The organism is Pseudomonas sp. BN607, from assembly GCF_029871175.1.
Lineage (GTDB): Bacteria > Pseudomonadota > Gammaproteobacteria > Pseudomonadales > Pseudomonadaceae > Aquipseudomonas.
On the sequence record NZ_SSOE01000019.1, the window covers coordinates 1 to 11,223 of the forward strand.

Here is an 11,223-nt window from a genome sequence, read left to right on the forward strand (position 1 = left end):
GGATCGCGCTAGATTCCAGAAATTGAGCAAGCCAGTTGTTTCCCCAGGTACTGCATCAGCCTCGAGCCTCCGGGGGGGGGCTGTGGGAGCGGGCTTGTCCCGCGAAGCATCCAACACGGTGCATGGCACGGGCTTCGCCCGTGTTCGCGGGACAAGCCCACTCCCACAGGGGTCGCACTAGATTCTAGAAACTGAGCAAAACAGTTGTTTCCTCAGGTACTGCATCAGCCTCAAGCCTGCGGGGGGTACCTGTGGGAGCGGGCTTGTCCCGCGAAGAATCCAATACGGTGCATGGCACGGGCTTCGCCCGTGTTCGCGGGGCAAGCCCGCTCCCACACTGCGCAAGCCATAGGGTTGTGTCGCCAAAGGGCTGCGCAGCAGCCCCCAAGGCTCTAGCGGACCACGGCCATCCGCCCGACCAGCGGTAACCTGGCCAGCAGGTCGAACAAGGGCGCCGTCCAGCGCATCAACGCCTCGCTTCCCTTGGCCGCCAGCGGTGTGTAGTAGCTCCAGCCCAACGCCAGCACTGCCATCAGCAACCCGCCGATGTAGTCATCCTGCCCCCAATGGGCACCGGCCACCAGGCGCGGCAGCATGAACAGCAGCGCCAGCCCCCAGACCACCAGGTACTGCACCAGGCGCCGGCTGAACACGCTCATGAACAGTGCCCAGATCAAAAGCACCGAGGCGTGATCCCCCGGGAAGCTCTTGCTGGAACGGTCCTTAAGCTCCCAGGCCGCTTCCAGGTTCGGGTAGTAATCACTGAGGTGGACGACGTCGTCGAACATCATCGACGGGCTCTTGTGCTGCCAGCCGGCTGCATCCACCCACTTGGAAAACAGCGCGCGAATCACCACTAAGAGGAGTAGCGTGACCAGAAAGCCGAAAAAGGCCTGACGAACCTGGGCTGCCTTGAACACCCAGTCACCCCGGATGAGTACGGCCAGCAGGATCAGGCCGACGATAATGTCGAACGGGCGCAGGCTGCCCACAGTCCATATGTAACGCCAGATGGTGTTGTCGGCCAGCGGGGCATTCAGGCCGTGGAATAGCCACTCGTCGAAAGTCAGGCACAAGATCTGGCCAATGGGCCATAACCAGAAACACAGTAGAGCGATAGGCAGCAGCGTACAGGCTGCCAATGGCCCCAAGGACCACCTTGCTTGGAACAGTGGTCGATTGTCCATAAAATACCTCTATTGCAAACAGGAACCGGAGCGCCTCGTGAGCGCTTTTTCATTGGGTTGTCGCGTGTAGTCCGACAACCCTTGTAATCATTTTGTCATCATTTTCAGATAGCCAAAACCTATGAGCGACTTGCCTGATACCGATTTCACCCAACGTTTCATCTTCGACGAGCGCGATGTGCGCGGCGAGTGGGTGTCTCTCGATGACAGTTACGCCGCGGTGTTGGCGCGTCATGAGTACCCCCAGCCGGTCAAGGCGCTGCTTGGCGAGCTGATGGCTGCCACCGCCTTGCTGGTTGGCGCGATGAAGTTCGATGGTTTGCTGATTTTGCAGGCCCGCTCGGCTGGGCCGATTCCGTTGCTGATGGTGGAGTGTTCCGGCGACCGTGAGATCCGCGGCATGGCCCGCTACGAAGCGGACCAGATCCCTGCGGATGCCACACTCTCGCAGCTGATGCCCGACGGCCACCTGACCCTGACCATCGACCCGGTCAAGGGCCAGCGTTACCAGGGTACCGTTGACCTCGATGGCGCCAACCTCTCGGAGTGTTTCACCAACTACTTCGTCCAGTCCCAGCAGCTGAACACGCGCTTCTGGCTCAATGCCGAAGGTGGCAAGGCGCGTGGCCTGCTGCTTCAGCAACTGCCGCGCGATCGCCAGCCGGATGATGAAGAGCGCGAGGACAGCTGGCAGCACGTGGTCGCTCTGGCCAAGACCCTCAAGCCTGAAGAGTGGGCTGAAAACAACGAAACGCTACTTCACCGCCTGTACCACGAAGATGCAGTACGCCTGTTCGATATCCAGCCGCTGCGCTTCAATTGCAGCTGTTCGCGGGAACGCTCTGGCAATGCGCTGGTCAGTCTGGGCGAGCACGACGCCAAGGCGTTGGTGGAAGAATGTGGCGGGACGGTAGAAATCGATTGCCAGTTCTGCAACGAGCGCTACTTCTTCGATGCCAGCGACGTGGCACAACTGTTTGCGGGTGGCGGCACTGACGTAGCCTCAGAAACTCGTCACTGAAACGTTTAACCACAGGACAATCTCCTGTCGAATTGCGCAAAAGAGCAGTTCTGACAGGAGGGGCCTACTTTTTTTGGGCGTTTCTGGCATAATCCGGCCACTTTTTTCGCTGTAGTAGTTTTTTCAAGACAACTACAAAACGTTTGGAGCACTCGGCCTCGGGCCGGATGGGGTATCTCATGACGCAAGCCAACAACACCGTGTACACCGACCTGAGCGTCGATGAGCTGGTAAAAGAAGCGCTGCAACGCGGTGAAGGCGTATTAGCCGATACTGGCGCACTGGTCGTGGAGACCGGTCACCGTACTGGCCGTTCGCCGGCTGACCGTTTCATCGTCGAAGAACCTTCCACCCAGGACGCCATCTCCTGGGGCCCGATCAACCGCAAGTTCCCGGCCGACAAGTTCGATGCCCTGTGGGCTCGCGTCGAGGCGTTCAACAACGCCCAGGATCACTTCGTCTCCTACGTTCACGTAGGGGCTGCAGCCGAGCACTACCTGCCCGTCAAGATGACCACCCAGACTGCCTGGCAGAACCTGTTCGGCCGTTGCCTGTTCATCAACCCGGAGCAATTCAACCCGGCTGGTCGCGACCAGTGGCAGATCCTCAACGTTGCCAACTTCGTCTGCGAACCTGAGCGTGACGGCACCAATTCCGACGGTTGCGTGATCATCAACTTCGCCCAGAAGAAGGTGCTGATCGCTGGCATGCGCTACGCCGGCGAAATGAAGAAAGCCATGTTCTCGGTGCAGAACTTCCTGCTGCCGGCCGCCGACGTACTGCCAATGCACTGCGCGGCCAACATCGGCGAAGAAGGCGATGTAACCCTGTTCTTCGGCCTGTCCGGCACCGGCAAGACCACCCTGTCGGCTGACGAAAGCCGTTACCTCATCGGTGACGACGAGCACGGTTGGGGCGAAGGCGTTGTCTTCAACATGGAAGGTGGTTGCTACGCCAAGTGCATCGACCTGTCCGAGAAGAACGAGCCGGTCATCTGGAAAGCCATCAAGCACGGTGCGGTGCTGGAAAACGTCGTGCTCGACGCCAACAAGCACGCCGATTACACCGACGTCAGCCTGACCCAGAACAGCCGTGCGGCCTACCCGCTGGAGCACGTTGCCAAGCGTTCCGAAGCGAACCTGGGCGGCGAGCCTAATGCCGTAATCTTCCTGACCTGCGACCTGACCGGTGTTCTGCCTCCGGTGTCGATCCTCAACAATGAGCAGGCGGCTTACCACTTCCTGTCCGGTTACACCGCGCTGGTCGGTTCCACCGAAATGGGCTCGGGCGGCGGCATCAAGTCGACCTTCTCCACCTGCTTCGGCGCACCGTTCTTCCCGCGCCCGGCTGGCGAGTACGCCGAGCTGCTGATCAAGCGTATCAACGGCTTCAACTCCAAGGTCTACCTGGTAAACACCGGCTGGACCGGCGGTGGCTACGGTGTTGGCAAGCGCTTCAGCATCCCGACCACCCGCGCGGTGATCGCTGCAATCCAGAGCGGCGCGCTGGTCGGTGCCGAAACCGAGCACTTGGACATCATCAACCTGGATGTGCCGAAGGCCGTTCCGGGCGTTGAGACCGACCTGCTCAACCCGCGCACCAACTGGGCTGACAAAGCTGCCTACGACGAGGCCGCCAAAGGTCTGGCCAAGCTGTTCATCGAAAACTTCAAGAAGTTCGAAGTTTCCGACGCCATCAAGGCCGCTGGTCCACAGCTGTAAGCTGAACCTGGCTGCAACAAGACAGCCGCCCTCAGGGGCGGCTTTTTTGTTCCTGCAAATCGGTGCGTTCCCACAAGGGATTGCAGGCAGCGGAAATCTGCAATTTCTGTTTCACTGTCAGCATCCATTGCGAAGACAAGAGCCAGACAGATGACCGAATCCCCTCAGCGCACTGCCTTCTCCCACTTCCACCCCATTCTCACCCGCCCTTCGGACAACGACGTCAACGGCCATATCGCCGGTGCTACCGTGCACGGCTTTTTTGAAACAGCTATCCAGGCCTTCCTTGTCGAACAGGCCGAGGTCGACCTGCGTGACGGTGAACTGGCGGCATTCGTGGTCAGTTCGGCGGCGGATTTCTACGCATTACCGGGCTTTCCGGACTTGCTGGAGGTGGGGTTGGGCGTGACGCGCCTGGCGGGCAGCACGGTAGAGTACCGCCTGGCGTTGTTCCGTCCGGGCGAGCCGGAGGCGTGTGCGGCAGGCACGGTGGTGCAGGTGTTCATCGACCGTGCCAGTGGTCGTCCTGTGGTGTTGCCTGAGCCGCTGCAAGTGATCCTTTCTGGCCTCGTACTCGCCCAGCAGGCATAAAAAAGCCCCGCCGGCAGGGGCGGGGCTTTTGCTGCCGGGGCGAGGCCCTCGGCATCAGTCGCGCCAGTGGCGCTTGTGCTTGCGGTGGCCGTAGTGATGGCCACGGTCGTAGTGACGACGGTCGTCGTAGCCGCGACGGTAGCGACGGTCGTCATCGCGGTCGTCTTCGTCGGCCTTGTTGCCCATGTAGTTACCCAGTGCGCCACCGGCACCACCGCCGGCTGCCGCGCCAATGTAGCTACCGGTAGTGCCGCCCACCGAGCGACCGACCACGTTACCGCCCGCAGCACCCAGTGCGCCACCGATAGCGGCCTCACCGCGCTGGCGCTTATCGGCACCCAGGGCACCGCCTGCGGCACCGCCCAGGCCGGCACCAATGGCGCCGCCAGTGCTACCACCGATGGAGTTGCCCACCACGGAGCCCAGTACCCCACCCAATGCGCCGCCGATGCCGGCCTCGGTGGTGCCGCCTGCCATGGCAACGCCGCTGAGCAAGCTGAAAGACAACAACAAAATCGAGGAGTACTTCTTCATCAAGAGAGCCTCATAGGGATGACGAGGCGAATTTGAGGCTAAGCGGCGTGGCTGGCAACGGAAATCCGACGAGTAACACGAGTTGTACACAATTCTCTAAGTTACTGTATTTGCTGTGAAACTTTATCGATTTTCGGCTGTCTGAGACCTTTATGACAAAGCCCTGAACCGCCATGGAACAGGGCTTTTTCGTGTCTACAGGATACGCCCGTCGTCCCGAGCGCGCTCCAGTTTGATGGCAATGAACTTCGATGTCGGCGTATGGCTGCCATCGCCAATGCTCTCCAGCGGCACCAGCGGGTTCACCTCAGGGTAGTAAGCCGCGGCCTGGCCTGCCGGGATATCGAACGCCAGCAGCGTGAAGCCATGTACCCGGCGCACATGCTCATCCCCCCACAACGACACGATGTCGACCTTTTGCCCGGGTTGGAAGCCCAGGCGGATGATGTCGGCTTCGTTGGCAAAAATCACTTCGCGCTGGCCACGCACGCCGCGGTAGCGGTCGTCCAGGCCGTAGATGGTGGTGTTGTACTGATCGTGCGAGCGCATCGACTGCATGATCAGGTCCGGTAATTGGCCGCTGGCGCGCACGCGCTCGTCCAGCAGGGTGTCGGGCAGCAGGTTGGCCTTGAAGTTGGCGCGGCCCGTGCTGGTCTTCCATTCCCGGCTGGCGGCGCTGTTGCCCAGGTAGAATCCCCCTGGGTGTTGCAAGCGCTGGTTGAAGCCGCTGAAGCCGGCGATGGTGTCGCCGATCAGGTCGCGGATGCGGTCGTAATCGGCAACCAGCCAGTGCCAGTCCACCGGTTTCTTGCCCAGGGTGGCGGCGGCAATGCCGGCAATGACCGCAGGCTCCGAGCGCATCTGTGCCGACAGCGGCTTGAGCTGGCCATTGGAGGCATGCACCATGCTGAACGAGTCTTCCACCGTGACTGCTTGCGGCCCGTCAGCCTGCAGGTCGATGTCGGTGCGGCCCAGGCACGGCAGGATCAGCGCCTGCTTGCCGTGGACCAGGTGGCTGCGGTTGAGCTTGGTGCTGATGTGCACGGTCAGCTCGCAGTTGCGCAATGCTGTGGCAGTACGCTCGGTATCTGGCGTGGCCTGGGCGAAGTTGCCACCCAAGCCGATGAATACCTTCGCCCGGCCGTCGAGCATGGCGTGGATCGCTTCAACGGTATTGTGGCCGTTGTGCCGCGGCACGGGGAAGCCAAAGCGGTTCTCGATGGCGTCCAGCAGCGCCACTGGAGGGCGTTCGTTGATGCCCATGGTGCGATCGCCCTGCACATTGCTGTGGCCACGCACCGGGCAGAGGCCAGCGCCCGGCGCGCCGATGTTGCCGCGCAGCATTTGCAGGTTGACGATTTCCTGGATGGTCGGCACCGAATGGCGGTGCTGGGTGATGCCCATTGCCCAGCACATGATTACCCGTTTGCCACGGCAGTACATGCGCGCGGCCAGCTCGATGTCGGCCAGGCTCAGGCCGGACTGCATCTGGATGTGCTGCCACGGCGTGGCATCGACCACGGCCAGGTATTCGTCAACGCCATGGCCATGTTCGGCAATGAAAGCATGATCGAACACAGCCGGTTCGCCGCTGGCCTGGGCCTCACGCTCCCACTGCAGAACGAACTTGGCCATGCCGCGCAGCATCGCCATGTCGCCGCCCAGCGCTGGGCGGAAGAACGCAGTGTTGGTCGGCCGGTCGCTGTTGGTCAACATTTCCAGTGGGTTCTGCGGGTGCTGGAAGCGTTCGAGGCCGCGCTCCTTGAGCGGGTTGATGCACACCACCTGAGCGCCACGCTTCACCGCGTCACGCAGCGGGTCGAGCATGCGCGGGTGGTTCGTGCCGGGGTTCTGGCCCCACACAAAAATGGCATCGGCATGCTCGAAGTCGTCGAAGGTGACCGTGCCCTTGCCCACCCCCACACTTTGGCCCAACGCCACGCCGCTGGCCTCGTGGCACATGTTCGAGCAGTCGGGGAAGTTGTTGGTGCCATAGGCCCGCACGAACAGCTGGTAAAGATAGGCCGCTTCGTTGCTGGCGCGCCCCGAGGTATAGAATTCGGCCTGGTCAGGGCTGGCCAGCTTGTTCAGCTCGCGGGCGATCAGGGCGAAGGCGGCGTCCCAGCTGATCGGCTGGTAGCGGTCGCTGGTTGGGTCGTAGACCATTGGCTCGGTCAGGCGCCCCTGGTACTCCAGCCAGTAATCGCTCTGCTGCAGCAGGGCTGTAACGCTGTAGCGGGCGAAGAAGGACGCGTCGACGCGACGCTTGGTGGCCTCCCAGTTCACCGCCTTGGCGCCGTTCTCGCAGAACTTGACCATGCCGCTTTCCGGCGAGTCGCCCCAAGCACAGCCAGGGCAGTCGAACCCACCGTTCTGGTTGGTCTTGAGCAGGGCGCGGATGTTCTTCAGCGCGTTGTCGCTGCCGACCCACGCTTTGGCCACGCTGCGCAGTGCACCCCAGCCACCGGCGGGGCCGTGGTAGGGCTTGTAGCGAGGAGGGGAGGCTGGGGTGTTGTCCGGAAGGTGCTGGTACGAGGTCACGGCTGTTACGACTCCGCCGCTGGGCTGTAGACCCGCGGTGCGCTGTGCTTGGGCAAATGGATAAGGTTGAGGTTGTGCTTGCGCGCCCATTGCAGGGCAAGCCCGGTGGGGGCTGAAAGGCTTACCAGTGTCTGGATACCGGCACGCAGTACCTTCTGGATCAGCTCCAGGCTGCAGCGGCTGGTGACGATGGCAAGGCCGCCCTGGCTGTCGATGCCTTGGCGCAGCAGGGCGCCGATCAGCTTGTCGAGGGCGTTGTGCCGGCCAATGTCTTCACGCCCGAGCAACAGCTCGCCATGACGGTCCATGAACAGTGCCGCATGCACCGCGCCGCAGTGCTGGCCCAACGGCTGGAAAGCATCGATGCGCTCGCGCAGCCCGACCAGCCACTGCGCCGGGGGCAGGGGTGCACCCGGCAGCACGGTCAGCTCTGGCAATGCCTGTTCCAGTGCTTCGACTCCACACAGGCCACACCCACTGGTGCCGGCCAGCTGGCGACGCTGGTTTTTCAGGTTCCAGAACGCCCGGCTGGATATTTCCAGGTCGGCGTACATCGCCGATCCGCTGCCGGAGAGCTTGAGGTCGTAGATTTCCGCGGTGCCTTCGACAATGCCGCTGCCAACGCTAAACCCGACGGCGAAGTCTTCCAGGTCGGTGGGGCTGACCAGCATCACCGCCTGGTTGAGGCCGTTGTAGACAATGGCCAGCGCCACCTCTTCGGCCAGCGGCGTGCTGTCACGTTTGCTGTCGTTGAGCTGGACGTAATCGTAGGTGTTGCTGGCGGCGGGCATGGCCAAGGGCGATGAGGCCGCGCAGACCGGTGGTTTGCTGTTCATCGGGGCAGGCTGTTCATTCGGCGGCTTGGTGATAGCACAAGCCTAGGCGTGCGGGCCGGCGGCGTCTAATTGCTAGGGTCTATGCCTTGATAGAGCGCGTCGATTGGTCGCAGGGGGCGGCGGGAGGAAAGGTGGCCTAGACTGCTGAGTCCGAGGTTTCGTCAACAAGGAGAGCGCTATGAGCTTGTTCAGTTTCGTGAAGGAAGCGGGCGAGAAGTTGATCGACCTGCTGACCCCAGGCAATGCCAATGCCGAGGAGCAGCTGAAAAAACACGTGGAAAGTGTCGGCCTGGGCAATCCGAACATTACCGCCACTGTAGAGGGCGACAAGATCATCCTCAAGGGTGAGGTGGCCAGCCAGGAGGAGAAGGAAAAGATCATTCTCGCCGCCGGCAACATCAATGGTGTGGCCAGCGTGGATGACCAGATCACCGTGACGGGGCCAGTGGTGAAGGCGGCCAGGTTCGTTACAGTGAAAAAGGGTGACACGTTGTCGGCCATTTCAATCGTGGTTTATGGCAACGCCAACCAGTACAACAAGATCTTCGAGGCCAACAAGCCGATGCTCTCGCACCCGGACAAGATCTATCCGGGGCAGGTGCTGCGTATTCCTGATTGATCTCTGAAGTCTGTACCGGCCCTTCGCGGGCATGCCCGCGAAGGCGGCCTCACAGGCCTATCACTAATTCCCGGTAATCCTCGACCGCTGGAAACTCTTCGGTATCCCGCGGCCCTGCCTTGCTATCCGGCTGTCGCACCGCCAGCAGGTGGCCAACGCCAAACCGCCGCGCACTGCGCAATATCGCCAGGGTGTCATCGATGAACAGGCTACGCCCCGGCTCGAAACCAATATCCGCCTGCAAGGCATCCCAGAACTGCGGGCTCTCTTTTGGGTAACCGTAGTCATGCGAGCTGATCAGCCGCTCGAAATACGGCGCCAGTTCCACCCGCTCCAGCTTCAGCGACAGCGAATCCCGGTGTGCATTGGTGATCATCACAACCCGTTTGCCGGCCTTGCGAATCGCCGCCAAGAAGGTATCGGCATCTGGGCGCAGGGCGATGAGGTCGGCAATTTCCCGCTTCAGCTCGCGGATCGGCAGGTCTAGCTCACGGCTCCAGAAATCCAGGCAATACCAGTTGAGTGTGCCGGCATTGCGCTCGAATAGCGGTTGCAACTCCATTTCAGCCATGGCCCGGCTTACCCCGTGCAGCTCGGCATAGCGCTGGGGCAGGTGGTGCAGCCAGAAGCGGTTGTCGTAATGCAGGTCGAGCAGGGTGCCGTCCATATCCAGCAGAACGGTATCGATGGCAGACCAGGGAAGAACAGGCATGGGAAACTCTCGATCAGTCGGCAAGCCACGGTATAGTAACCCGTTCACGCCAAGGAGCCGCCCCATGCGCCAGAAACCCACCGTCCTCAGCCGCGAAATCGTCGCCAGTAGCCGCCTGTTTCGCGTCGAAGCCGTGCAATTGCGCTTCAGCAATGGCAACGAGCGTACCTACGAGCGCCTGGTAGGCCGGGGTAACGGGTACGGCGCGGTGATGATCGTGGCCATGCTCGACGCCGAGCACGCTGTGTTGGTCGAGGAATACTGCGGTGGCACCGACGAGTACGAACTGTCGTTGCCCAAGGGCCTGATCGAGCCGGGCGAAGACGTGCTGGCGGCAGCCGACCGGGAGCTCAAGGAAGAAGCCGGTTTTGGTGCGCGCCAGCTGGAGCACCTGACCGAGTTGTCGCTGTCGCCGGGCTACATGAGCCAGAAAATCCAGGTGGTACTGGCCAGCGACCTGTACGAAGCGCATCTGGAAGGCGATGAGCCGGAGCCGATGCGGGTCGACAAGGTCAACCTGCGCGAGCTGTCGGCGCTGGCCATGCACCCGCAGTTCACCGAGGGCCGCGCGCTGGCAGCGTTGTACCTGACGCGTGACCTGCTGACCCAGCGGGGGCTGCTAGAGCTATGAACGACCTGCAACTGATGCATGAGGCGGTCAAGCTGGCGCTGGCCGCAGGCGAGGCGACCCTGCCGTTCTGGCGCGCCGATGTGGCGGTGACCAACAAGGCCGATGATTCGCCGGTGACCGCTGCCGACTTGGCAGCGCACCGGGTGATTGCCGATGGGCTGTTGGCCCTGGCGCCGCAGGTTCCTGTGCTGTCCGAAGAGGACTGCAACATTCCGTTGGCCGAGCGTGAGAGCTGGAGCCGCTGGTGGCTGGTAGACCCGCTCGATGGCACCAAGGAGTTCATTGCCGGCAGCGAGGAGTTCACGGTCAACATCGCCCTGATCGAGAACGGCGAGGTGGTGTTCGGCGTAGTGTCGATGCCCACCAATGGGCGCTGCTATTTCGGTGGGCGCGGTTTGGGGGCCTGGCGTGCAGATGCCGATGAGGCAGCCCAACCGATCCAGGTCCGCAACGCACCCGCGCCAGGCGAGCGTTTTACCGTGGTTGCCAGCCGTCGACACTCCAGCCCGGAACAGGAAGCGCTGTTGGCCGGCCTGGGGGCTGCGGTGGGTGAGCTGGAACTGGCCAATATTGGCAGCTCGTTGAAGTTTTGCCTGTTGGCTGAGGGCAGTGCCGATTGTTATCCGCGCCTGGCGCCGACTTCTCAGTGGGACACTGCTGCGGCGCAGGGTGTGGTGGAGGGCGCCGGTGGCGAGGTGATCGGGCTGGATGGTTTACCGTTCCGGTATCCGCCGCGTGAGTCGCTGCTCAATCCGTATTTCCTGGCATTGCCCGCCAATGCGGCATGGCGCCAGGCCTTCCTGAACCTGATCTAACTGGCTTCCACAGGT

The 11,223-nt window shown here is 62.0% G+C and carries 11 protein-coding genes; 6 read left to right on the forward strand and 5 right to left on the reverse strand.

The genetic code is table 11. The features are described from left to right. Nucleotides 1-392: 392 nt before the first annotated feature. Nucleotides 393-1,187: a phosphatase PAP2 family protein gene (locus E8E68_RS01760; RefSeq protein ID WP_280339382.1), complete on the reverse strand. Its 795-nt coding sequence runs from the start codon at nucleotides 1,185-1,187 to the stop codon at nucleotides 393-395. Between the two features lie 121 nt (nucleotides 1,188-1,308). On the opposite strand from E8E68_RS01760, the gene hslO reads away from it, so the two are divergent. The 3 genes from hslO (at nucleotide 1,309) to E8E68_RS01775 (ending at nucleotide 4,520) form a co-directional block, all read left to right on the forward strand. Next, the gene (gene hslO, locus E8E68_RS01765; RefSeq protein WP_110744810.1) at nucleotides 1,309-2,208 is read left to right on the forward strand and encodes an Hsp33 family molecular chaperone HslO; all 900 of its coding nucleotides are present in this window, start codon (nucleotides 1,309-1,311) and stop codon (nucleotides 2,206-2,208) included. Between the two features lie 179 nt (nucleotides 2,209-2,387). After that, nucleotides 2,388-3,929: a phosphoenolpyruvate carboxykinase gene (locus E8E68_RS01770; RefSeq protein ID WP_110744809.1), complete on the forward strand. Its 1,542-nt coding sequence runs from the start codon at nucleotides 2,388-2,390 to the stop codon at nucleotides 3,927-3,929. A 150-nt stretch (nucleotides 3,930-4,079) separates the two neighbouring features. Continuing rightward, entirely contained in the window at nucleotides 4,080-4,520 is a 441-nt protein-coding gene (locus E8E68_RS01775; RefSeq protein WP_280339385.1) for a thioesterase family protein, read from the forward strand. A 54-nt stretch (nucleotides 4,521-4,574) separates the two neighbouring features. Here the strand turns inward: E8E68_RS01775 and E8E68_RS01780 are convergent, their stop codons facing one another. The 3 genes from E8E68_RS01780 to fdhD form a co-directional block, all read right to left on the reverse strand. After that, nucleotides 4,575-5,054: a glycine zipper domain-containing protein gene (locus tag E8E68_RS01780; protein ID WP_110744807.1), complete on the reverse strand. Its 480-nt coding sequence runs from the start codon at nucleotides 5,052-5,054 to the stop codon at nucleotides 4,575-4,577. A gap of 195 nt (nucleotides 5,055-5,249) precedes the next feature. Next, complete coding sequence (locus E8E68_RS01785; RefSeq protein ID WP_280339387.1) at nucleotides 5,250-7,595, reverse strand: FdhF/YdeP family oxidoreductase; 2,346 nt, start codon at nucleotides 7,593-7,595, stop codon at nucleotides 5,250-5,252. A gap of 5 nt (nucleotides 7,596-7,600) precedes the next feature. Then, nucleotides 7,601-8,431 (reverse strand): formate dehydrogenase accessory sulfurtransferase FdhD, encoded by an 831-nt coding sequence (fdhD, locus tag E8E68_RS01790; RefSeq protein ID WP_110744805.1) that lies wholly within the window; start codon nucleotides 8,429-8,431, stop codon nucleotides 7,601-7,603. 178 nt (nucleotides 8,432-8,609) lie between these two features. On the opposite strand from fdhD, the gene lysM reads away from it, so the two are divergent. Then, a complete protein-coding gene (gene lysM, locus E8E68_RS01795; protein WP_110744804.1) occupies nucleotides 8,610-9,050 on the forward strand; it encodes a peptidoglycan-binding protein LysM in 441 nt (146 codons plus the stop codon). 49 nt (nucleotides 9,051-9,099) lie between these two features. On the opposite strand, the gene yrfG is transcribed toward lysM, so the two are convergent. Then, nucleotides 9,100-9,762: a GMP/IMP nucleotidase gene (yrfG, locus tag E8E68_RS01800; protein ID WP_266030497.1), complete on the reverse strand. Its 663-nt coding sequence runs from the start codon at nucleotides 9,760-9,762 to the stop codon at nucleotides 9,100-9,102. Between the two features lie 64 nt (nucleotides 9,763-9,826). On the opposite strand from yrfG, the gene nudE reads away from it, so the two are divergent. Together nudE and cysQ are read left to right on the forward strand one after the other, a co-directional pair. Continuing rightward, nucleotides 9,827-10,393: an ADP compounds hydrolase NudE gene (gene nudE, locus E8E68_RS01805; RefSeq protein ID WP_266030499.1), complete on the forward strand. Its 567-nt coding sequence runs from the start codon at nucleotides 9,827-9,829 to the stop codon at nucleotides 10,391-10,393. Further along, on the forward strand, nucleotides 10,390-11,208 hold the full coding sequence (gene cysQ / locus E8E68_RS01810; protein WP_280339392.1) for a 3'(2'),5'-bisphosphate nucleotidase CysQ: 819 nt from the start codon (nucleotides 10,390-10,392) through the stop codon (nucleotides 11,206-11,208). The genes nudE and cysQ overlap by 4 nt, the downstream gene beginning before the upstream one ends. Nucleotides 11,209-11,223 lie beyond the last annotated feature (15 nt).

Bases quoted from the DNA above. Each gene is read 5' to 3' on its own strand.
- E8E68_RS01760 (WP_280339382.1), bottom strand. From the start codon at position 1,187: ATGGACAATCGACCACTGTTCCAAGCAAGGTGGTCCTTGGGGCCATTG.
- hslO (WP_110744810.1), top strand. From the start codon at position 1,309: ATGAGCGACTTGCCTGATACCGATTTCACCCAACGTTTCATCTTCGAC.
- E8E68_RS01770 (WP_110744809.1), top strand. From the start codon at position 2,388: ATGACGCAAGCCAACAACACCGTGTACACCGACCTGAGCGTCGATGAG.
- E8E68_RS01775 (WP_280339385.1), top strand. From the start codon at position 4,080: ATGACCGAATCCCCTCAGCGCACTGCCTTCTCCCACTTCCACCCCATT.
- E8E68_RS01780 (WP_110744807.1), bottom strand. From the start codon at position 5,054: ATGAAGAAGTACTCCTCGATTTTGTTGTTGTCTTTCAGCTTGCTCAGC.
- fdhD (WP_110744805.1), bottom strand. From the start codon at position 8,431: ATGAACAGCAAACCACCGGTCTGCGCGGCCTCATCGCCCTTGGCCATG.
- lysM (WP_110744804.1), top strand. From the start codon at position 8,610: ATGAGCTTGTTCAGTTTCGTGAAGGAAGCGGGCGAGAAGTTGATCGAC.
- yrfG (WP_266030497.1), bottom strand. From the start codon at position 9,762: ATGCCTGTTCTTCCCTGGTCTGCCATCGATACCGTTCTGCTGGATATG.
- nudE (WP_266030499.1), top strand. From the start codon at position 9,827: ATGCGCCAGAAACCCACCGTCCTCAGCCGCGAAATCGTCGCCAGTAGC.
- cysQ (WP_280339392.1), top strand. From the start codon at position 10,390: ATGAACGACCTGCAACTGATGCATGAGGCGGTCAAGCTGGCGCTGGCC.